The organism is Isoptericola sp. Y581, assembly GCF_059445475.1.
This window is the reverse complement of the sequence record NZ_JCAIUK010000001.1, coordinates 138,658-160,115: the sequence shown is the minus strand read 5'-3', so window position 1 is coordinate 160,115 and position 21,458 is coordinate 138,658. Positions and strand designations below refer to the sequence as shown.

The following is a 21,458-nucleotide window of genomic DNA, read 5'->3' as shown; positions in this document are numbered from 1 at the left end:
GGCTCAACCAACGACATCAGTGCGCGGCCTCGTACGCCTCCAGGACGGAGCCGGGGATGCGGCCGCGGTCGCTCACCTTGTGCCCGTTCTCGCGGGCCCACTCGCGGATCTTGGCGAGCTGCGCGCGGTCGGTGCCGCCGCGACGTGCGGCGCTGCGGGCGCCCCCGCCGAGACGCGACGACGTCTTGCGACCGTGGCCGATCCAGGTGGCGAACGCGTCACGCAGCTCGGACGCGTGCGCGGAGGTGAGGTCGATCTCGTACGAGACGCCGTCGAGCGCGAACGTCACGGTCTCGTCCGCGGCGCTCCCGTCGATATCGTCGATCAGGACGATCTGCTGCTTCTGAACCACGTGACAACCTTTCAGGTCACAGAACTACGGTCATCGCCGACAATGCCGCTAACAGGCCGGATTGTCAATATGAATCGTCATGCGCGACGAATCCGTCACGAATTCAGCGTGATTCCGCCTCGGCAGCCGCCTGCTCGGCGTCCATCTTCTCGAGCGCGAGTCGCTCGTTCCGGTCGGCATGCATGATCTTGCGCATCGCGAGCCAGAACAACAGGCCCACACCGACGGAAGGGACCAGCCCGGCCAAGATCGCGAGAAAGGTGTCCATGTCGCTGCTCCGTTCAGACCGGCTTGACGAGCGGGAAGAGGATGGTCTCGCGGATACCGAGCCCGGTGAGCGCCATGAGGAGCCGGTCGAGGCCCATTCCCATCCCACCCGACGGCGGCATGGCGTGCTCCATCGCGACGAGGAAGTCCTCGTCGAGGGCCATCGCCTCGTCGTCGCCGGCCGCGGCGAGCTCCGCCTGCGCCTCGAACCGCTGCCGCTGCACCACCGGGTCGACGAGCTCGGAGTACCCCGTGGCAAGCTCGAAGCCCCGCACGTACAGGTCCCACTTCTCCACCTGACCGGGCACGGAACGGTGCGCGCGGACCAGTGGCGACGTCTCCACCGGGAAGTCCCGAACGAACGTCGGCGCGTGGAGGGCGTCGCCCACGTGGTGCTCCCACAGCTCCTCGACCAGCTTGCCGTGGTTGGCCTTCTTCGGGTCCACCGAGATCTCGGCCTTCTCCGCGAGGTCCGTCAGGTGCTGCACGGTGGTCTCGGGCGTGATCTCCTCGCCCAGCGCCTTTGAGAGCGAGCCGTACATCGTGATCTGCGCCCACTCGCCGCCGAGGTCGTACTCCTCGCCGCCGGGGAGGATGACCACGGTGGTGCCGAGAACGTCGCGCGCCGCGGTCTGCACGAGATCCTGGGTGAGAGCGCCGATCGTGTTGTAGTCGCCGTACGCCTCATAGGCCTCGAGCATCGCGAACTCCGGCGAGTGCGTGGAGTCGGCGCCCTCGTTGCGGAAATTCCGATTGAGCTCGAAGACCTTCTCGACGCCGCCCACGACGGCCCGCTTGAGGAAGAGCTCCGGCGCGATCCGCAGGAAGAGGTCGATGTCATAGGCATTCATGTGCGTCCGGTAAGGCCGCGCGGACGCCCCCGACGCGATGGTCTGCAGCATCGGCGTCTCGATCTCGAGAAATCCGCGGCGGTGGAAGTTGTCGCGCAGGGAGCGCGTCACGCCGGCGCGGGTGCGCACCATCTCGCGGGCGGCGGGGCGCGCGATGAGGTCGACGTACCGCTGACGGACCCGGGCCTCCTCCGACAGCGCCTTGTGCAGCACCGGCAGCGGCCGCAGGGCCTTGGCCGCCATCTGCCACGAGTCGGCGAACACGCTCAGCTCGCCTCGCCGCGACGCGCCCACGCGGCCGTGCACGAACAGGTGGTCGCCCAGGTCGACGTCGGACTTGAACGCGGCCAGCGACTCCTCGCCCACCTCCTTGAGGCTGAGCATCGCCTGCAGGCGGCGCCCCTCGCCGTCCTGCAGCGTGACGAAGCACAACTTGCCCGTGTTGCGCAGGAAGACGACACGGCCGGCCACGCCGACGACGTCGTCCGTCTCCTGGCCCGCCTCGAGGTGATCGTAGGCCTCGCGGATCGCGGCGATCGAGTGCGTCACCGGCAGGCCCACGGGGTACGCCTCGCCGCCCCGCTCGAGCAGCCGGTCGCGCTTCTCCCGGCGCACGCGCATCTGCTCCGGGAGGTCGTCAGGGTCGCTGGAGGGCGCGGCGGAAGCGGGGTTCTGCGGGGAGGTCACCCAGAGATTCTACGAGCGTTCTCCACAGGCGACGTGCCTCGCCCCCTCCGCGGGTAGCGTTGCGACGCGTGAGCGTCACCGACCCGCAGCCTGACCTGCCCTCCAGCGACTTCCCGGCCCCTCCCACGCACGACCTGCCGTCCGCCGTCGAGCCCGGCCTGGACGCCGCATGGGTCGCCCGCACGGTCGAGGTGGCGCTCGACGAGGACCTCGGCGCGGCGCCGGGCCGCGACGTGACCACCCAGGCCACCGTGGCGCCGTCGGCCACGGGCTCGGCGGAGCTCGTCGCCCGGGCCAAGGGCTCCGTCGCGGGGCTCGTCGTGGTCGACGAGGCGCTGCGGCAGGTCGCCAGCCGGCTGGGCCTGCCCGCGCCGGTCGTGACGTTCCACACCCAGGACGGCGACGCCGTCTCCCCCGGGCAGGTGCTCGCCTCCCTCGTCGGGTCGGTCCAGGTGCTGCTGGTCGCGGAGCGGACGCTGCTCAACCTCGTCTCCCGGGCGTCCGGCGTCGCGACGGCCGCCGCCGCGTGGTCGCGCGAGCTCGCCGGCACCGGCGCCCAGGTGCTCGACACCCGCAAGACGACGCCGGGCCTGCGCGCCCTGGAGAAGTACGCCGTGCGCGCCGGTGGCGGCACCAACAAGCGCATGGGCCTGTTCGACGTCGCGATGGTCAAGGACAACCATGTGGTCGCCGCCGGCTCCGTGCGCGGCGCGATCGACGCCGTCCGCCGTGCGTTCCCCGACGTGCTGGTGCAGGTCGAGGCCGACACGACGGCGCAGGCCATGGAGGCCCTCGACGCCGGCGCGGACTTCCTGCTGCTCGACAACATGCCCACGCCGGTGCTCGCGGAGACGGTCGCCGCGGTCCGCGGGCGGCAGGGGCGCGACGGCGTGCCGCGGCACGTCGAGCTCGAGGCCACCGGCAACCTGACCCTGGAGCGTGCCCGCGAGGTCGCCGGCACCGGCGTCGACTACCTGTCCGTGGGGGCGCTCACGCACTCCGCCCCGATCCTCGACCTCGCGCTGGACCTCCGCCCCGCGAGGTAGTGCGAAATTCCGGACTACCTCGCGGGGATCGGGACTACCTCGCGGAGGGTGCCGCCGTCGTCGAGGGCGAGCTCGACGCGGCGCTGCCAGGCTGGGTCGGGCGCGGGGAAGTCCGCGCGGAAGTGCCCGCCGCGGGACTCCTCGCGCGTTCGGGCGGCGTGCACCAGCGCGCTGGCGACGTGGTGCACGTTGGTGGTCTCCCACTCGGCGGCCTGGGGGTCGGCGACGACGTCCGGGTCGCGATGGGCGTCCGACCGCACGGTGTCGAGGACGTCCGCGGCGCGCCCCAGGGACTCGGCCGTCCGCACCGGGCCGGCGCCGTCCGACGTCGCGCGCTGGACGCGGGAGCGAGCCGCGGCCGCCACGAGCGCCGCCTCGCCGGGGCGTGCCTCCGGCTCGGGGGCGCGGCGCAGCTCGCCGTCCTCGACCCGCCGCGCGACGTCGCGGGCGGCGCGGTGGGCGAAGACCAGGCCCTCCAGCAGCGAGTTGGAGGCCAGCCGGTTGGCGCCGTGCACGCCCGTGCACGCGACCTCCCCGACGGCGTAGAGCCCGGGCACCGACGTCCGCCCGCGGGCATCCGCCACGATGCCCCCCGAGTGGTAGTGCTGCGCGGGCGCCACGGGCACCGGCTCCTCGGTCCAGTCCATGCCGTGCTCGGCCAGCCGGGCAGTGATGCTGGGGAACCGGCGGCGTAGGAAGCCCGCGCCCAGGTGCCGCGCGTCGAGCAGCACGTGGTCGGCCGACGTGGCCGCCATGCGCCGCACGATGGCGTGCGCGACGACGTCCCGCGGGGCCAGCTCGGCGAGCTCGTGCTCGCGCGGCATGAAGCGGTACCCGTCGACATCGAGCAGCAGCGCGCCCTCGCCGCGCACGGCCTCGCTGATCAGCGGCTGCTGTCCCTTGGCGCCCAGCCCCAGCCACAGCACCGTGGGGTGGAACTGCACGAACTCCAGGTCGCCGACGACGGCGCCCGCGCGCAGGGCGGCGGCGATGCCGTCGCCCGTCGCGCCGGGCGGGTTGGTCGACGAGCGGAACACCTGCCCGATGCCGCCCGTGGCCAGCACGACCGCCGGTGCCAGCGCCGCGCCCACGCCGTCCCGCGTGCCCGCGCCGCGCACGTGCAGCGTGACCCCGGCGACGGGCCTTGACTCACGGTTCCTGAGCCTGTCGAAGGGCGACCGGCGATCAGGCGGGCCGGTGAGCACGTCGAGCACCAGCGCGTTCTCGAGCAACTCGATGCCAGGGTCGTCGCGCACGGCCTCGATCTGCGCGATCAGCGCGCGGGAGATCTCCGCCCCCGTGGCGTCGCCGCCCGCGTGCACGATCCGGTCGGCGCGGTGCCCGCCCTCGCGGGTGAGCGCGAGGCCGCCGTCCGGGCCGACGTCGAACGCCGTGCCGCGGGCCACCAGCTCGCGCACCCGGTCGGGGCCCTCGGTGACCAGCACGCGCACGGCCTCGGGGTCGCTCAGGCCGCCGCCGGCGGCGAGCGTGTCGGTGAGGTGTGCGTCCGGGGTGTCGTCGGGGTGCAGGGCCGCGGCGACGCCGCCCTGCGCCCACACCGTGGAGCCCGACGAGAGCGCCCCCTTGGTGACGAGCAGCACCCGCGGCACCCGCGTGCGCAGCTCGAGCGCGGCCGTGAGGCCGGCGACGCCGCTGCCGACGACGATCGCGTCGGCGGTGGTGGTCCAGCCGGGGGCGGGGGCGGCGAGCGCGCGGGCGAGCCGCGGCCCGTTCACCGAACCGTCACCAGGGCAGTCACCAAGAACGTCGCGATCACCGGACGGCCGCGAACGGCAGCCCGCTGGACTCCAGCCCGTAGCCACCCGGCACCTGGCCCGGGTCGTCGTCGAGCTGGACGATCCGGTTCTCCGGGTCGACGAAGACGACGGCGGGCTCGTAGGTGCGCGCGTCGGCGTCCGCGAGCATGCCGTAGGCGATGACGATGACGGTGTCCCCCGGGTGCACCAGGTGCGCGGCGGCCCCGTTGATGCTGACCTGGCGGCCGCCCCGCTCGCCCGGGATCACGTAGGTGGTGAGGCGGGCCCCGTTGGTCACGTCCACCACGTCGACCTGCTGGCCGGGGTAGAGGTCGGCCGCGTCGAGCAGGTCGGCATCGATGGTGATCGACCCGACATAGTTCAGGTCCGCCTGCGTCACGGTGGCGCGGTGGATCTTGCCGATCATCATCGGCCGCTGCAGGGAGGCAGGACGCCGGCCCGGGTGGCGCCCGGTCGTGTGCTCGGTCGTGTGCTCGGTCACGTGCTCAGTCGCGTGCTCTGTCACGGGGATTCTCCTGGCCGAGGTCCATGGCCTGGTTGTCGATCAGTCGGGTGGTGCCCACACGCGCCGCCACGAGGAGGAGCGCCGGGCCCCGGAAGTGCGCGGGGACCGGGGACACGGTAGTCGGGTCGACGAGTGCGAGGTAATCCACGTCAACCCCGACGACCCCCTTCAGGATTCCCGAGGCGGCGTCCAGCACCGCGACGGCGCCCTCCGCCACCGCGTCCGCGCCCGCCCGCAGCGACCGGGACAGCGAGAGCGAGAGCGCGCGCTCGTCGTCGGACAGGTACGCGTTGCGCGACGACATCGCGAGGCCGTCCGCCTCCCGCACCGTCGGGACGCCGCGCACCTCGACGTCCACGTCCAGGTCGCGGACCATGCGCCGCACGACGAGCAGCTGCTGCGCGTCCTTCTCCCCGAAGAGGGCGACGTCGGGCCGCGTGAGATGCATCAGCTTGAGCACCACGGTGAGCACGCCGTCCAGGTGCCCGGGGCGGGACTCGCCCTCGAGCACCTCGCCGATGCGGCCTGCCGACACCCGCACGATCGGGTCGCCGTCCGGGTACACGACGTCGGGGGTGGGCGCGAAGACGAGGTCGGCGCCCGCGGTGGCCAGCTTCGCGACGTCGCTGTCGAGGTCCCGCGGGTAGTGGTCCAGGTCCTCCCCCGCGCCGAACTGCAACGGGTTGACGAAGATCGTCACCACCACCTGACCGGTGGCCCCGGCCGCCTCGCGAGCCTGACGTACCAGCTGCAGGTGCCCGTCGTGCAGGGCACCCATCGTCATGACGACCGCCCGGCGGTCGGTCGGCTCCGGCCCGGACAGCGTCCAGGCGGTCAGCGCGTCGTGCAGCTCACCCCGCGTGCGCACGACGGCGGGCTGCTCCGTCGGCTCCGTCGGCGAGGTCTCGGCGGTCATCGTGGCTCCTGGGGTGGATCGACGCGGTGCGGGTCGTCAGGGCGCGGGTCGTCGCGGTGCGGGTCGTCGGGGTGCGGGTCGTCGGGGTGCGGGTCGTCGGGGTGCGGGTCGTCGGGGTGGGGCGGCGCCGGTGGCGCCAGCGCGTCGAGCAGGGCCCGGGCGGCCGCGTCGTCGATGCGGTGGGCGGCGAGGGCCCGGCTGGTGGCCCCGCGCGCCAGCTCGGTGTACGAGGCCGGGACGTCGGTGGCGCCGGTCGACGCCGCGAGCCCGCGCAGCGCGTCGAGGTGCGCGCGCACGGTGCCGACGTCGCCACGCGACACGGGCCCGGTGAGCGCGGTGATCGCGCCCGGCCCGACGCCGTCGCGCACGTCGGCGGCGCGCGTGGCGCCGTCGAGCGCGGCCGACAGCAGCGGGGCCAGCGCCCGGCCCGGCCGCTCGACCCCGGCGGCCTCGAGCGCCTGCGCGGCCTGCGCCACCAGCACCACCAGGTGGTTCGCGCCGTGCGCGAGGGCCGCGTGATACAGCCCGCGGGCCTCCTCCGCCACGACGACCGGCTCGCCCCCGACCTCGACGACGAGCGCCTGCCCGATGGGCTGGACGGCGGCCGGGGCGGTGACGGCGAAGGTGCTGCCCTCGAGCCGGTGCAGGTCGAGCGACGTGCCGGTGAACGTCATCGCCGGGTGCAGGGCCACCGGAATCGCGCCCGCCCGGCGCGCCGGGTCGAGCACCCCCGCGCCGTACCGGCCGGACGTGTGCACCACGAGCTGGCCGGGCTGCCACGCGCCGAGGGCCGCGAGCCCGGACACGACGTCCGCGAGCGCGTCGTCGGGCACCGCGAGCAGCACCATCTCGGCGCGCTCCACGACCTGTTGCACCTCCAGGTGCGGCACCCCCGGCAGCAGGGTCGCGATGCGCTCCCGGGACTCCTCGCTGACGCCGCTGGCGCCGACCACGATGTGCCCGGCGGCGCGCAGCGCGCTGCCGAGGACGGCCCCCACCCGGCCGGCGCCCACGATGCCGACGCCGAGGCGACCGGGCCGCGCGCCGGGCGGCACCAGGCCGTCGTCCGCGGGCTCGCTCATGGCCGCCCCTCCATCCAGCGCTCCGGCCCGGCGTGCGCGCGCGCCACCCGCGCCCGGTCGGACTGCTCCCCGAGCAGCCGCGCCGCATCGCCCTCGTCCAGGTGGTAGACGACCGGGCTGATCGGGCCGGGCGTCGAATGCAGCGCGAACGACGCGAGCCGCCGGCGGCGCTGCCACGGCCCCTGCACGAGCCCGAGGGACTGCGTCCGCTCGTGCGGCACGACCTCCAGCCGGCGCACGAACCTGCCGCCCCGGGCCAGCAGCGCCCGCCCGGTGACCGCGTACCCGTTGCGGCGCCAGCTCCACGGGTCGAGCAGCCGCGCGCGGCGCGGGCTCGTGACGAACCACCGGTCCGTGCGGGCGTCGCCGGCCAGGGCCTCGTCGAGGAGGGCGAGGGTCTGCTCCGGCTCCGCGAACTCGAGGTCCGGCAGCACCAGCCACAGCGCGGTGAGCGCCTGCTCGCGCGGCCCGACCGGCAGCAGCACGTGCTGCTGCTCCCCCTTGTTGCCGTCGCCGCCGCCGTACCCGGCCACGTTGACCTTGACCCGCCACCAGTCGGGCCCGCGCCACCACGGGCCCTGGGTGAGCGACACGGCCTGCACCCGCCCGGGCGGGATGGTCTGCGCGCGCGTCTCGAGCAGCCCGTGGCGCAGGCGGATCCCGTCCGGCGAGAGCGCGGCGCGGAAACCGAACTCGCCCGCGAAGCGCTGGAAGAGGTAGCCGCCGACGCCGAGCACGGCGGGCAGGGCGGAGAAGAGGATGCTCACCTCACGGGTCAGGAGCACCGCGACGCCCACGCCCAGCAGCGCCAGCACCGCGATCCACACCCCCGGCGTGCGCAGCAGCGAGAGCAGCAGCCGCGACGGCGGCACGTCGTAGACCTGGCGCTCCGGCGCCTCCGGGGCCACATCGTCTTCGCCGTCGGTCGAGACCTGGGACGTGGTTTCGCCAGCAACCACCGAAGCAGCAGGCTCAACCACCGGAGCAGTGCCGGAGCCGCGGGCCTTGACCCCCGCCGCGCGGGCGAGCAGGTCGGCGCGCAGGCGCTGGGCGTCCGCCTCCTTGAGGAAGCCGATCGCGACCCCCGAGTCCGAGCCGCCCGCCACCTCGAGCCGGAGCTCCGCCAGACCGAAGAGCCGGGCGAGCAGTGGCTGGCGCACGTCGATGGCCTGCAACCGGTCGAGCCGCGCGTGCCGCTGCTGGCGGAACAAGATGCCCTTGCGCAGGTGCACGGCGTCGTCGTCCACCGCGTACGCCGTCATGCGCCATGCGAGCGCGGCGTACCCGAAGATGATCCCCACGAGCAGGACCACCCCGAGCAGCACGATCCACCACAGCCCGCGGATCGCGCCGGCGGCCTGGACGGCTCTCGCCACGTCGTCGAGCACCTGCTGGCCGGCGATGACGAGGACGGCGACGATCGCCGCCCAGCCCCGCACGAACGGCGTGACGGGGTGGACACGGCGCCACTGCAGGTCGCGGTGCACCTCCCCGCTGCTGACGTCCCCGCTGATGACGTCCCCGCCGCTGACAACTCCGGCGGCGTCCCCGGGTACGGGCTCCGGCATCTGGGCGCTCACAGGCCCGCCAGCCGCGCCTCGCCCCGCGCGGTGAGCCGGTCGCGCAGCCGCTCGGCCTCGTCGGGCACCAGGCCCGGGATGTCCGCGTCGGTGCCGGGCGACGCGGTGTGCAGCTGCACCTTCGCGATGCCCAGCTTCCGGTCGAGCGGGCCAGCCTCCACGTCCACGTACTGCATGCGGCCGTAGGGGACGACGACGAGCGAGCGGAACATGATGCCCTTGCGGATCAGCAGGTCGTCGTCCCGCTCCGCGTACCCGATGGCGCGCACCTGGCGGGGCACCAGGAGCACCGCCCACAGCAGCAGGGCCGCCGGGACCCCGGCGAGCAGCCAGAACCACGGCGAGAACAGGATGGCGAGCACCGCGCCGGCGACGATCGGCACCGCCAGGGTCACGGACGTCGAGACGAGCCGGGCGGGGACGAGCCGGGGCGAGACGCCCTGCCAGGCGACGTCCGGCGGGTCGAACGGTCCGGTCTGCGGCGCGGCCGACGGGTCGGGGCCCGCGGGGAGGCTGGTCATGGGCCCATCCTTCCATCCCCCCGGGGGAGCGACATCGACCGTCCGTCGCAGCGGCCGGCGCCGCGGGTCGGTCGGAAGGATGACCCGCCCACCGGTCAGGACGGCAACGGGTCGGCCTGCTCCTTGCCCTCGCCCTCGGCGTCGTCCGGCGGCGGCAGCTGGCAGAACTTCTCGACGACGAGGCCCACCACGCACAGCACGACGGCGCACAGGGCCGCGATCCCGGCGGCGACCGCCTGGTCGCGTCGGGCCTCGATGTGCAGCTGCCCGAGCACCACGAGCACGCTCGCGACGTACCGGCCGGCGAGCAGCGCCCCCGTCAGCGCCCCAGCCTTGGCCAGGACGAACGTGCGGGCGGCCCGCAGCGGGTCCAGGCCCGGCCGGTCGCCCTTCTGGTAGGCACGCACCGCCCAGCCGGCCCAGAAGATGCCGACGGCGAGGGCGAGCATCGCGACGTCCTCCACCCACGCGACCGTGGGCAGGTACACGCCGCGCGACTCGAACAGCCGCAGCAGCCCGGCGCCGCCGACCGCCACCACGGTCGCGACGAGGCCGAGCATGCCGACCGAGGTACGACGCATATCAGCGGTCGACCCCCTCGTCCCACGCCTGAGGACGAGTCTCGTCCCGGTACACGGCGGGATACTGCGCGGTGGGGCCGTCGACGGGTCGCGGCGCGAACGGGTCCGGCGCCGTGGTCGGCCCGGCGACGGGGGCCGGCGGCACGGGCTCGTGGAGCACGGGTTCCGGCGAGAGCGGCTCGGGCACGAACTCCGGCACGTACTGCCCGGGGGCGTACGGCTCCGGTGCCTGCGGCTCCGCCTGGTACGACTTGGACGGGTACTGCGACTCCGGCTCGAACGACGACGGCTCGAACGACGACGGCTCGAACGACGACGGCTCGAACGACGACGGCTCGAACGACGACGGCGCCAACGGCGGAGGCGCGAACGGACCCTGGTCAGGCGGCACCGCGGCCGCGCGAGGCTCGGGGGCGGGCGGCTCGGCCGCCCGGGGCTCGACCGCCCGGCGCTCGACCGCCCGGGGCTCAACCGCCCGGGGCTCGACGGCGGGCGACTCGGCCACGGGAGGCTCGTAGGCGCCCGGCTCGACGCCGGGCGCGGCCGGCTCGGCCGCCGACGACTGCGGCACGGGGGCGGACGGCACCGGGTCGGCCGCCTCCGCGGAGACCTGCCCCGTGGTCTGCGTGGGCCCGGTCAGCCAGTCGAGCGCGAGCCAGCGGATGCCGGCGCGGTCCGGCGCGGTCACGGCGAGCTGCGCGACGGGCCCACCGCCCCCGCCGCCGAGCACGGCGTCGGGCGTCACCTCGGCCCAGGGCACGAGCACGAACGCCCGTTCCTTCGCCCTCGGGTGCGGCAGCTCGAGGTCGGGCGCGTGGGCGACCAGCGTGCCGTACTGCACGATGTCGACGTCGAGCGTGCGCGGCCCCCACCGATCCTCGCGGACGCGACCGTGCTGGGCCTCGACCTGCTGGACCCCGCGCAGCAGGTCCCGCGGCGACAGCGTGGTGCGCACCACGAGCACGGCGTTGAGGTAGTCCGGCTGCTCCGGCCCGCCCACGGCCGCAGTGCGGGCCAGCGGCGAGACCTCCATGACCTGGACGCCCGGGACGCGGTCGACGTCCGTCACCGCCTGGCGGAGCGTGACCTGCGCGTCGCCGAGGTTGGCCCCCAGCGCCAGCACGGCGTCGACGGGCTCGGCCGGGCTCGCGTCGAGGGGGTCGGCCGGGGGCGCCGCCGGGCGCTCGGGCTCCGGCTCGAGCGGGGTGGCCGCGGGGACCGGGGCCGACGGCACGGCCGCGGGCACGAGGTCCGGCACGGCGTCGATCATCGACCCGGGGACAGCGACGGCGACCGGCGCCACGGGAGGCGTCTCGACGGGCGGCGCCGGTGCCTGCGGAAGGGCGGGCGTGGCCTCGGCCGGCGGTTCCTGAGCCTGCGCCGTCCTGAGCTCGTCGAAGGGTCGTAGGGCGGCCGGCGGCGCAGCGGGCACGACCGGGGGGCGCGACCGGTCGCGACGCACCACGACCGCCACGTCGTCGAACGGGACCGGGATGGGCGCCTGCGGCTTGTGCACGCGCACGTCGACGGCGTGCACGGCAGGCCGGGACAGCACAACGGCGGCGATCCGCTCCGCGACGGTCTCGATCAGGTCGGCCGGCGACCCGGCGAGCACGTCGTGCACATCCTGCGCGACCTCGGCGTAGCTCACCGTCGCGGCGAGGTCGTCCGACGTGGCTGCCGTCCGCGTGTCCAGGTGCAGCACGACGTCCGCGCTGAAGACCTGGCCCTCCACGCGCTCGTGCGGGAGCACGCCGTGGTGGCCGGTCGCCGTGACGCCTGCGAGGCGGATCTGGTCGAGCGGTTGTCCGTCCGGTCCCGGGACGGCTGCGGCGAACGTCACGAGGGGTCCTCCTCCTCAGCAATAATTCCTGACCCGCCCACGGCGCCGATGCTGCGCGCCGATGCGGTCGTCCCGGCATCCTTCACATCCGACGCCGTCCAGGCGTCCGCGACGCGGACGGCGTCGGCGTTCGCCCGCACGGCGTGCACGCGGACCGCCCAGGCGCCGGCCGCCGCGGCGAGCGCGGAGATCGCCGCGGTCGCGGCGTCGCGCTCCAGGGGCGGGGCAGGTTCGTCGGCCGGCAGGCCGCGCGTCCCCTCGAGCAGGTGCCCCAGGAATCGCTTGCGCGACGCCCCCACGAGGACCGGGCGACCGAGGGTGTGCAGGGCCTCCAGGTGGGCCAGGATCGGCCAGTTCAGCACCCCTGCCTTCGAGAAGCCCAGGCCTGGGTCGAGCACCACCTGGTCCGGGCGCACCCCCGCCGCGACGAGGGAGTCCATGCGCCCCGCGAGCTCGTCGCGCACCTCGGCCACGACGTCGTCGTACACCTCGAGGCCGTCCATGACGTCCGCGTGGCCGCGCCAGTGCATCGCCACGTACGCGACCCCCGCGTCGGCGACGACGTGGCCCATGCGCGGGTCGGCGTAGCTGCCCGAGACGTCGTTCACCATCCGCGCGCCCGCGGCGACGGCGCGCTCGGCGACCGACGCCCGGGTGGTGTCGACCGACACCACGGCGCCGTGCGCCGCCAACCGCTCGATCACGGGGATCACCCGGCGCAGCTCCTCGGCCTCGCTCACGCGGGCGGATCCCGGCCGGGTCGACTCGCCTCCGACGTCCAGGATCTCCGCGCCGTCGGCGAGCAGGTCGAGGCCGTGCTGCACGCCGGCATCCGCGTCGAACCACTGCCCCCCGTCGGAGAACGAGTCGGGCGTGACGTTGACGACGCCCATCACGAGGCAGCGGCCGACGCCGGACAGCTCCGGCAGCCCGGCGACCGCCGCGTCGCGCGGGTGCACGCTCAGCGCCCCGAGATGAGGCCGATGGCCTCGGCTCGGGTGGCCGGGTTCTGCATGATGCCCCGCACGGCCGACGTGACCGTCCGGGAACCGGGCTTGCGCACCCCGCGCATCGACATGCACAGGTGCTCGCACTCCACCACGACCAGCACGCCGCGCGGCTCGAGGATCCGCACCATCGCGTCAGCGATCTGGGTCGTGAGGCGCTCCTGCACCTGCGGGCGCCGGGCGTACATCTCGACGAGGCGCGCGATCTTCGACAACCCCGTGATCCGGCCGTCCGTGCTGGGGATGTACCCCACGTGCGCGACGCCGTGGAACGGCACCAGGTGGTGCTCGCACGTCGAGTACACCTCGATGTCGCGCACCAGCACCATCTCCTCGTGGCCGAGGTCGAAGGTGGTGGTCAGCACGTCCTCCGGCTCCTGACGGAGCCCGGCGAAGATCTCCTGGTAGGCGCGCGCCACGCGCGCCGGCGTCTCGCGCAGCCCCTCGCGGTCCGGCTCCTCGCCGACCGCGAGGAGGAACTCGCGGACGGCCGCCTCCGCGCGGGCGGAGTCGTACGCCGGCACGTCCGCGGCCGCGCGCATGCCCAGGTCCGTCACCGGGTCGGTCACCGGCGGTCTCCCGCCGCCGGGGGCTCCGAGTCGGTGCCGAGGCCGGGCCCCGCCTCCTGCAGGTCCTCTTCGCCGGCGAGCGCGGCCTCGTCCTGCGGCACCACGGGCTGGCCGTTGCCGTTCGCCGCTGCCTTCTCGGCGTCGGTCAGCACGGGCCCGCGGGTGTGCACGGTGCGCTGCTCGCTGGAGAGCCACACGTCGCGCGGCTCGCGCTTGGTGATCGGGGCGAAGATCTCGGCGAGCTCGGACTGGTTCAGCGTCTCCTTTTCCAGCAGGCGCAGCACGAGGTCGTCGAGCACGTCGCGGTACTGGGTGAGCACTTCCCACGCCTCGTCGTGCGCCGACTCGATGAGTTTGCGCACCTCGTGGTCCACCATGCCGGCGACGGCCTCGGAGTACTCGCGCGTGTGCCCCATGTCGCGCCCCATGAACGGCTCGCCCGAGCCGGTGCCGAGCTTGATGGCGCCGACCTTCTCGCTCATGCCGTACTCGGTGACCATCTTGCGGGCGATCGCGCTCGCCTTCTCGATGTCGTTGCTGGCCCCCGTGGTGGGGTCGTGGAAGACGATCTCCTCCGCCACGCGGCCGCCCATCGCGTAGGCGAGCTGGTCCAGCAGCTCGTTGCGGGTGGTGGAGTACTTGTCCTCCATCGGCATCACCATGGTGTAGCCGAGGGCCCGCCCGCGCGGCAGGATCGTCACCTTCGTGACGGGGTCCGTGTAGCGCATCGCGGACGCCACCAGGGCGTGCCCGCCCTCGTGGTACGCGGTGATCTTCTGCTCCTTGAGCTGCATCACGCGGGTGCGCTTCTGCGGGCCCGCGATGACGCGGTCGATCGCCTCGTCCAGAGCGCGGTCGTCGATCAGCTGGGCGCCGCTGCGCGCGGTGAGCAGCGCGGCCTCGTTGAGCACGTTGGCCAGGTCGGCGCCCGTGAAGCCGGGGGTGCGGCGCGCGACGACGGCCAGGTCGATGCTCTCGACCATCGGCTTGCCCTGCGAGTGCACCTGGAGGATGTGCTCGCGGCCCTTGAGGTCCGGCGCCTCCACGGCGACCTGCCGGTCGAAGCGACCCGGGCGCAGCAGCGCGGGGTCCAGGATGTCGGGCCGGTTGGTGGCCGCGATGAGGATGACGTTCGTCTTGACGTCGAAGCCGTCCATCTCGACGAGCATCTGGTTGAGCGTCTGCTCGCGCTCGTCGTGCCCGCCGCCCATGCCGGCGCCGCGGTGGCGGCCGACGGCGTCGATCTCGTCCACGAAGATGATCGCCGGCGAGTTGTTCTTGGCCTGCTCGAACAGGTCGCGCACGCGGGACGCGCCGACGCCGACGAACATCTCGACGAAGTCCGAGCCGGAGATCGAGTAGAACGGCACCCCCGCCTCGCCGGCGACGGCGCGGGCGAGCAGGGTCTTGCCGGTGCCGGGCGGGCCGTACAGCAGCACGCCCTTGGGGATCTTCGCGCCCACGGCCTGGAACTTGGCCGGCTCGGCGAGGAACTCCTTGATCTCCTGCAGCTCCTCGACCGCCTCGTCGACGCCCGCGACGTCCGCGAACGTCACCTGCGGCATGTCCTTGGAGACGAGCTTGGCCTTCGACTTGCCGAAGCCCATGACGCCGCGGCTCCCGCCGCCCTGCATGCGCGACAGGATGAACCAGAAGACCACGCCGATGAGGAGGAACGGAATGATGAAGGAGAGTATCGAGCTCCAGAAGCTCGGCTGCGGCACCTCGGAGTTGAAGCCGTCCGGCGGGTCAGCGGCCTCGACGGCGGTCGCCACGGCGTCGCCCTGCGGCTGGACGTAGAAGAACTCGACCTTCGTCCCGTGGTCCTGCTCGTCGTCCTTGCCCGAGTCGGTGACGTACTTCTCGCTCAGCTCGAGCTCGACGCGCTGCTCACCGTCCACCATCAGGGCGTGGTCGACCGTGTCGCCGGCGAGCAGCTCGAGGCCCTGCGAGGTCTCGATCCGGGACACGCGATCCGTGTTGAACGCGCTGAAGGCCAGCGACACGAGGAGGAGGCCGACCACGATCCAGATGATCGGGCCGCTCAGGATCTTCTTGATGTTCATCGGCGACGGGGACGGCTCCCCGCTTCCCTTCCGTCGGGCAATGTGTGGATCACGACGCTACACGCTGGGTGTGGACGAACTGTGGGTGTTCGCCCAGGGCGCGATGGCCGCGTTCAGCTGTAGACGTGCGGTGCGAGGGTGCCCACGAACGGCAGGTTCCGGTACTTCTCCGCGTAGTCGAGGCCGTAGCCCACGACGAACTCGTTCGGGATGTCGAAACCGACGTACCGGACGTCGACGTCGACCTTCGCCGCGTCGGGCTTGCGGAGCATGGCCGCGATCTCGACGGATGCCGGCCCGCGGGACCGAAGGTTGGTGACCAGCCACGAGAGCGTGAGCCCGGAGTCGATGACGTCCTCGACGACGAGCACGTTGCGCCCGGTGAGGTCGGCGTCGAGGTCCTTGAGGATGCGCACGACCCCGGATGACTTGGTGCCCGACCCGTACGAGGACACCGCCATCCAGTCCATGTGCACCGGGTGGTGCAGGCGGCGGGCGAGGTCCGCCATGACCATGACCGCGCCCTTGAGGACGCCGACCAGCAGCAGGTCCTTGCCTGCGTAGTCGGCGTCGATCCGCGCGGCGATCTCGTCGAGCTTGCTGCCGATCTGCTCCTCGGTGAGCAGGATGTTGGCGAGGTCGCCTGAGACGTCCGACTGGTCCACGGTTCACTCCTCGAAGAGCGGGATGGGGGCTGGGGTGCGGGGCTGGGGGTGCGCCGGCCCTGTCCGGGACGAACCGGGCTCGTCCGGTCCCGGCCCGGCAGGGCGCAGGTAGAGCCTGCCACACGCGCGGAGCGCGCGAGCGTCGCCCGGCAGGTGGACGTCGCCCTGCCCATGCCACGAGACAACGAGGGCCTCCAGGGCGTCCACGTGCCGCGCCGTCGTCGCCCCGGGCGGGCAGCCGACGGCGAGCGCCGCGGCGCGCAGGGCCCGGCGTCGCAGGGCCGGGGGCGCCTCCGCGAGCGGCCCGACGTCGAGCACGATCCCGCCGGTTGAGCCTGCGCCGTCCTGAGCCTGTCGAAGGGTCGAAACCCCGCCGCTGGTTGAGCCTGTCGAAACCCCGCCGCTGGTTGAGCCTGCGCCGTCCTGAGCCTGTCGAAGGGTCGAAACCCCGCCGCTGGTTGAGCCTGTCGAAACCTGGTCCGTGGTCTCGACAGGCTCGCCCGACGAGGTGGTCTCGACAGGCTCGACCGACGAGGGCGTCTCGACAGGCTCGACCGACGAGGGCATCTCGACAGGCTCGACCGACGACGCCTCGAGCAGGTCGGCGGCGAGCGCGTCGAGCAGGTCGGCGTCGTCGCGCAGCTGGCCGGCCGTGCGCGCGAGCGCCTCCACGACGCCCGGCCCGAGCGCGTCCTCGAGCACCGGCACGACGGCGCCGCGCACGCGCGTCCGGGCGGGCGCCGGCCCGCCGTCGGCCGGGAGCAGGTTGGTGGGGTCGGTCCAGTAGTCGAGACCGAGGGCGAGACAGACGGCCTCCGTCTGCGCCCGGCGCAGGCCGAGGAACGGCCGGCGCAGGAGCCCGCGCCGCCGCGGCATCCCCGCGAGCGACCGCGCCCCGCTCCCCCGGGCCAGGCCGAGCAGCACCGACTCCGCCTGGTCGTCCAGGGTGTGGCCGAGCAGGACGGCGGCGGCGGCGGTCTCGCGGGCCACGTCGTCGAGCACGGCGTACCGGGCCTCGCGGGCCGCGGCCTCGGGCCCGCCGGAGCCGGGCGTCCCGGCAACCCGCACCCGGCGCACCAGCACGGGGTCCAGGCCGAGCGCCCGGCACCGCGCGGCGGCGGCGGCGGCCACCTCGGCCGAGCCCGGCTGCATCCCGTGGTCGACGACGACCGCGCCCACCCGCACCTCGTACCCGGGCGAGCGCACCGACCGACCCACGCGCCGCGCCTCGTCCGCGGTCGCCGCGGCCAGCGCGAGGCTGTCCGCACCCCCGGAGCAGGCGACGAGCACCAGCCCTCCCGGCGTCAGGCCGCCCGCATCGGCCAGGTCCGCGAGGTCCGCAAGCTCGGCGCGCACGGCCCCACGGGCCGCCGCGAGCGCCGGGTCGACGCGTGCCATCTCTTCTCGCCCCCGCAACCGGCCTCAGCCGTGGACGCGGCGCACCCAGGCGCGCGGGTCGGCGATCTCGCGGGCGGACGGCAGGTGCGCGGCGTCGGTCCACACGGCGTTGAGCCCCTCGCGCCCCACCCGTTCTTCGACGTCGCGCACGAACGCGGCGCCGTCGCGGTACTGGGCGAGCTTGGCGTCCATGCCGAGCACCCGGCGCAGCACGACGTCCAGGGCGGGCGCGCCCTCGCCGTCTCGACGCTTCTCGAACCGGGCACGGATGGTGCGGACCGTGCGCACGACGCGCGGCCCGACGGCGTCCATCATCACGTCGGCGTGGCCCTCCAGCAGCGCCATCACGGCGGTGATCTCCTCGAGCTCGCGCCGCTGCTCGGGGCCGAGGACGCCGTCGAGCGGGGTGACGAGCTCCCCCCGCACCGCCCGCAGCGCCGTGCGGCCGACCACCGCGAGCTTCTGTCGCAGCGGGGCGCGCGCCATCCGTACGGAGGACTCCGTGACCCCGTGCAGCAGGTCGCCGACCCGCCCCACCAGGTGGCCCGCGAGCCAGGGCGCGGTGGCGAACTGCATCGCGTGCGTCTGCTCGTGGAGGCACACCCAGAGGCGGAAGTCGCGCGGGCGCAGGCCGAGCGCCCGCTCCACCTGCAGCACGTTGGGGGCGACGAGCAGCAGCCTGCCGCGCCCCTCCGCGAGGCCCACCCCGTACGGGTCGAACTGGCCGAGCACCCGGCCCGAGAGCAGCGCCAGCAGGCCGCCGACCTCGGCGGCGCCGGCCAACCGGGCGGCCTGCGACATCGACGGCACGTCGGCGGCCAGCGCCGTCATGACCGGGTCCGTCATCGCACGCATCGACTGCGCGTTCGCGCGCGTCCACCCGACCCGGTCCACGACGTGCACGTCGCCCAGGCCGCCGTCGGCGGCCTGCGGGCCGGCCGGCTGCATGCCGGTGACCTCCAGCACGTGCCCGACGGAGGCGCCGGCGGCCGTGCGCAGCCCGGCCACGAGCTCGTCCAGCTCGTCGCGGGGGGCCGTCGCGCCGGGGCGGGCGAGGCGGCCCGCGATCTGCGCCGCCGCCGTCCAGTCCAGGAGGGGCTCGGCGGCGCGGGCGGGGGTGGTCACGGGACCACGGTAACCACCCTCGGGTCGAGGGCCGCACCCGCCGGCGCAGGCACAGGCACAGGTCAGCGGAGGCACAGGTCGGCGGAGGCATAGGGTTCCGCGATGGACATCGCTCTCGTCGTACGGGGCCCGGTCGACGACGCCGCGCTCTCGGACCTGCACACGCGCGCGTTCGCGAACCCGGGCCAGGCGATCGAGGGCTGGTCGGAGCGACTCGCACGCCACAGCCTCACCTGGGTCACCGCGATCGACCCGGCCGGTGTGCTTGTCGGGTTCGTCAACGTGATCGGCGACGGCGGACAGCACGCGGTGCTGCTCGACACGGTCGTCGAACCCGCACGGCAGGGGCACGGCATCGGGCGAGCCCTGGTGGCCGCCGCCGCCCGCGCCGCCCGTGATCACGGCTGTGCCTGGCTGCACGTCGACTTCGAGGCCGACCGGGCACGGTTCTACCTGGACGCGTGCGGGTTCCGCACGACCGCCGCCGGCCTGCTGCAGCTCACCTAGCAGCAGTCGACGAGCGTCAGCGGCAGCCGCAGTCGGCGAGTTGGCCAGCGAAGTTGTCGAAGATGACCCGCGCGCCGTACGCGCCGCCGTCGGGCACCTTGTCCGCCATGGTGACGAACACGAGGAGGCGGTCGTCCGCCGTCACGACGGTGCCCGCCAGGCTGGTGACGTTCGGCAGGCTGCCGGTCTTGCCGTTCACGTACCCGCGGCCCGGGTTGCCCTGCGCGAAGCGGTCGTGGAGCGTGCCGTTGAGCCCCGCCACGGCGAGCCCGTCGGCGACGTCGCGCAGCGCCGGGCGGTCGGGGTCGACGGCGAGCCCCAGCACGCCCCCCAGCTGCCGCGCCGAGAGCCGCGAGCCACGGCCGAGCCCGGAGAGGTCGACGAGCTTGGCGCCCTCCATGTCGACCCCGAGGTCGTCGTTGCCGGCGAGCACGGCCCGGATCGCGTCCTCGCCGGTGCCCGGCAGGCCAGCGTCGATCGCCACGATCCGCCCCATGACCTCGGTGATCGTGTTGTCGGACCGGCGGAGCATGTCGCCGACGACGTCGCGCAGCGGCGCCGACTCCACCCGGCCGACCTCCCGGGCGGACGACGGCGCGGAGGCGCGGGAGACGTCCCCCCGCACGGACACGCCGCGCTCGGCGAGCGCCTTCGCGAACGTCGCGGCGGCCGCCGCCGCCGGGTCCTCCTCCCGGGGCGCGTACTCCTCGTCGGTGGTCCGCGCGACGTCGACCGCGAGCGCCGCCACGGGCGCGGTGTAGCCGTCCTTGACGTCGGCCTTCGGGATGGACGCGGGCACCGCCGGTCCGGTGAAGAGCGTGTCGTCCAGGCTGAGGGTCACGGTGTCCTGGCCGGTCACGAGCACCTGGCCCGCCACCTGGTCGGCGAGGTCGCCCAGGCCCGCGCGGCCGTTCACGGCGTCCGGGTCGCCGGCGCCGGCGGCGAGCAGCATGTCGCCGCCGCCGACCAGCACCAGGTGGGAGTCGCCGTCGAGCACGACCGTCGTGGGAAGCGTCGTGTCCCCGCCAGGCCCCTCGAGGGTGGCGACGGCGGTGAGCAGCTTCTGGATCGACGCCGGCACCATCGCCTTGTCGGGCGCCGTCGAACCGAGCACCTCGCCCGTGGCCGCGTCGGTCACGAACGCGCTCACCCGCTTGCCCAGACGCTTGTCGCCCGCCAGCTCCTTCACGAGCTTGCCGACGGCCGCCGTCTCCGGCTCGGGGGCGTCGGACGGGAGGTCCGGCAGGGAGCGCTCGAGCTCGGGACCGGTCGTGGCGCCCGGAGCGGAGGGGAAGGGGGCTGGCGCCGCGGGGGGCGCCGCGGTGGTGAGCATGCCGGGGACGACGTCGTAGGCGTCCGCGACGAGGTATCCGCTGAAGAGCACGACCACTGTCGTGACGGTGGCGCCGACGCTCGCCCGCCACCCCATGCGGCCCCTCCTCGTGTCGGTGAGCATCGTCACAGATCGGGTCCCGTGCCGTGCTCAGTGCGTATCATCCCACGTCCCGGGGCGGCTCGGCGCCAGCCCACGAGCCGGTTTGCGGGCCCCTCGTGGCACACTTTGACAGGGCGTCTGCACCGGGCATGCCCGCCACCGAGCATGGAGGAACAGTGGAGTTCGACGTCACGATCGAGATCCCGAAGGGCCAGCGCAACAAGTACGAGGTCGACCACGCGTCCGGTCGCATCCGCCTCGACCGCATGCTCTTCACCTCCACCCGCTACCCGGACGACTACGGGTTCATCGAGGGCACCCTCGGCGAGGACGGCGACCCGCTGGACGCGCTCGTGCTACTCGAGGAGCCGACCTTCCCCGGCTGCCTGATCCGCTGCCGCGCCCTGGGCATGTTCCGCATGCGCGACGAGGCCGGCGGCGACGACAAGGTGCTGTGCGTCCCCACCGGCGACCAGCGCGCGGCGTGGCGCCAGGACATCGACGACGTCTCCGACTTCCACCGCCTGGAGATCCAGCACTTCTTCGAGGTCTACAAGGACCTCGAGCCCGGCAAGTCCGTCGAGGGCGCCCACTGGGTCGGTCGCGAGGACGCCCAGGCCGAGGTCGTGCGCTCCTTCCAGCGCGCCAAGGACACCGGCTACTACGACGGCCACTGA

Annotated in this window: 21 protein-coding genes; 3 read left to right on the top strand and 18 right to left on the bottom strand. The window is 74.2% G+C overall.

The window, feature by feature from the left end:
- Nucleotides 1–16: 16 nt before the first annotated feature.
- From AC1C2W_RS00790 to lysS, 3 genes are all read right to left on the bottom strand, one after another.
- Nucleotides 17–352, bottom strand: coding sequence for a histone-like nucleoid-structuring protein Lsr2 (locus AC1C2W_RS00790; RefSeq protein WP_495388263.1), 336 nt, complete (start codon nucleotides 350–352; stop codon nucleotides 17–19).
- Nucleotides 353–455: 103 nt separating this feature from the next.
- Nucleotides 456–620 (bottom strand): hypothetical protein, encoded by a 165-nt coding sequence (locus AC1C2W_RS00785; RefSeq protein ID WP_495388264.1) that lies wholly within the window; start codon nucleotides 618–620, stop codon nucleotides 456–458.
- A 13-nt stretch (nucleotides 621–633) separates the two neighbouring features.
- Nucleotides 634–2,157, bottom strand: a complete 1,524-nt coding sequence (lysS, locus tag AC1C2W_RS00780) for a lysine--tRNA ligase (RefSeq protein WP_495388265.1) — start codon at nucleotides 2,155–2,157, stop codon at nucleotides 634–636.
- Nucleotides 2,158–2,291: 134 nt separating this feature from the next.
- Here lysS and nadC point away from each other — a divergent pair, with 134 nt between their 5' ends.
- Nucleotides 2,292–3,203 (top strand): carboxylating nicotinate-nucleotide diphosphorylase, encoded by a 912-nt coding sequence (nadC, locus tag AC1C2W_RS00775; protein WP_495412337.1) that lies wholly within the window; start codon nucleotides 2,292–2,294, stop codon nucleotides 3,201–3,203.
- A 14-nt stretch (nucleotides 3,204–3,217) separates the two neighbouring features.
- On the opposite strand, the gene AC1C2W_RS00770 is transcribed toward nadC, so the two are convergent.
- The 14 genes from AC1C2W_RS00770 to AC1C2W_RS00705 all read right to left on the bottom strand — a co-directional run bounded on the left by AC1C2W_RS00770 (nucleotide 3,218) and on the right by AC1C2W_RS00705 (nucleotide 18,839).
- Entirely contained in the window at nucleotides 3,218–4,939 is a 1,722-nt protein-coding gene (locus AC1C2W_RS00770) for an L-aspartate oxidase (RefSeq protein ID WP_495388266.1), read from the bottom strand.
- A gap of 37 nt (nucleotides 4,940–4,976) precedes the next feature.
- Complete coding sequence (panD, locus tag AC1C2W_RS00765; RefSeq protein WP_495412336.1) at nucleotides 4,977–5,390, bottom strand: aspartate 1-decarboxylase; 414 nt, start codon at nucleotides 5,388–5,390, stop codon at nucleotides 4,977–4,979.
- A 76-nt stretch (nucleotides 5,391–5,466) separates the two neighbouring features.
- Nucleotides 5,467–6,402: a pantoate--beta-alanine ligase gene (gene panC / locus AC1C2W_RS00760; RefSeq protein WP_495388267.1), complete on the bottom strand. Its 936-nt coding sequence runs from the start codon at nucleotides 6,400–6,402 to the stop codon at nucleotides 5,467–5,469.
- Nucleotides 6,399–7,484, bottom strand: coding sequence for a Rossmann-like and DUF2520 domain-containing protein (locus AC1C2W_RS00755; protein WP_495412089.1), 1,086 nt, complete (start codon nucleotides 7,482–7,484; stop codon nucleotides 6,399–6,401). The genes panC and AC1C2W_RS00755 overlap by 4 nt, the downstream gene beginning before the upstream one ends.
- On the bottom strand, nucleotides 7,481–9,052 hold the full coding sequence (locus tag AC1C2W_RS00750; protein WP_495412088.1) for a PH domain-containing protein: 1,572 nt from the start codon (nucleotides 9,050–9,052) through the stop codon (nucleotides 7,481–7,483). The genes AC1C2W_RS00755 and AC1C2W_RS00750 overlap by 4 nt, the downstream gene beginning before the upstream one ends.
- An 8-nt stretch (nucleotides 9,053–9,060) precedes the next feature.
- A complete protein-coding gene (locus tag AC1C2W_RS00745; protein WP_495388270.1) occupies nucleotides 9,061–9,585 on the bottom strand; it encodes a PH domain-containing protein in 525 nt (174 codons plus the stop codon).
- A gap of 95 nt (nucleotides 9,586–9,680) precedes the next feature.
- Nucleotides 9,681–10,166, bottom strand: coding sequence for a DUF3180 domain-containing protein (locus tag AC1C2W_RS00740; protein WP_495388271.1), 486 nt, complete (start codon nucleotides 10,164–10,166; stop codon nucleotides 9,681–9,683).
- A 1-nt stretch (nucleotide 10,167) separates the two neighbouring features.
- A complete protein-coding gene (gene folK / locus AC1C2W_RS00735) occupies nucleotides 10,168–12,009 on the bottom strand; it encodes a 2-amino-4-hydroxy-6-hydroxymethyldihydropteridine diphosphokinase (protein ID WP_495412087.1) in 1,842 nt (613 codons plus the stop codon).
- Nucleotides 12,006–12,968, bottom strand: a complete 963-nt coding sequence (folP, locus tag AC1C2W_RS00730; protein ID WP_495388273.1) for a dihydropteroate synthase — start codon at nucleotides 12,966–12,968, stop codon at nucleotides 12,006–12,008. Before folP ends, folK begins: the two co-directional genes overlap by 4 nt.
- Nucleotides 12,969–12,970: 2 nt before the next feature.
- Nucleotides 12,971–13,558 (bottom strand): GTP cyclohydrolase I FolE, encoded by a 588-nt coding sequence (gene folE, locus AC1C2W_RS00725; protein ID WP_495388448.1) that lies wholly within the window; start codon nucleotides 13,556–13,558, stop codon nucleotides 12,971–12,973.
- 23 nt (nucleotides 13,559–13,581) lie between these two features.
- On the bottom strand, nucleotides 13,582–15,651 hold the full coding sequence (gene ftsH / locus AC1C2W_RS00720) for an ATP-dependent zinc metalloprotease FtsH (protein WP_495388274.1): 2,070 nt from the start codon (nucleotides 15,649–15,651) through the stop codon (nucleotides 13,582–13,584).
- A 113-nt stretch (nucleotides 15,652–15,764) separates the two neighbouring features.
- Nucleotides 15,765–16,316, bottom strand: a complete 552-nt coding sequence (gene hpt, locus AC1C2W_RS00715; RefSeq protein WP_495388275.1) for a hypoxanthine phosphoribosyltransferase — start codon at nucleotides 16,314–16,316, stop codon at nucleotides 15,765–15,767.
- A gap of 3 nt (nucleotides 16,317–16,319) precedes the next feature.
- The gene (tilS, locus tag AC1C2W_RS00710) at nucleotides 16,320–17,714 is read right to left on the bottom strand and encodes a tRNA lysidine(34) synthetase TilS (protein WP_495412086.1); all 1,395 of its coding nucleotides are present in this window, start codon (nucleotides 17,712–17,714) and stop codon (nucleotides 16,320–16,322) included.
- Nucleotides 17,715–17,738: 24 nt separating this feature from the next.
- Nucleotides 17,739–18,839: a zinc-dependent metalloprotease gene (locus tag AC1C2W_RS00705; protein WP_495388277.1), complete on the bottom strand. Its 1,101-nt coding sequence runs from the start codon at nucleotides 18,837–18,839 to the stop codon at nucleotides 17,739–17,741.
- 102 nt (nucleotides 18,840–18,941) lie between these two features.
- Here AC1C2W_RS00705 and AC1C2W_RS00700 point away from each other — a divergent pair, with 102 nt between their 5' ends.
- Nucleotides 18,942–19,346, top strand: a complete 405-nt coding sequence (locus tag AC1C2W_RS00700) for a GNAT family N-acetyltransferase (protein WP_495412085.1) — start codon at nucleotides 18,942–18,944, stop codon at nucleotides 19,344–19,346.
- 16 nt (nucleotides 19,347–19,362) lie between these two features.
- Here AC1C2W_RS00700 and dacB read toward each other — a convergent pair whose 3' ends face one another.
- Nucleotides 19,363–20,775, bottom strand: a complete 1,413-nt coding sequence (gene dacB / locus AC1C2W_RS00695) for a D-alanyl-D-alanine carboxypeptidase/D-alanyl-D-alanine endopeptidase (RefSeq protein ID WP_495388279.1) — start codon at nucleotides 20,773–20,775, stop codon at nucleotides 19,363–19,365.
- Between the two features lie 182 nt (nucleotides 20,776–20,957).
- On the opposite strand from dacB, the gene AC1C2W_RS00690 reads away from it, so the two are divergent.
- Nucleotides 20,958–21,458, top strand: coding sequence for an inorganic diphosphatase (locus tag AC1C2W_RS00690; protein WP_495388280.1), 501 nt, complete (start codon nucleotides 20,958–20,960; stop codon nucleotides 21,456–21,458).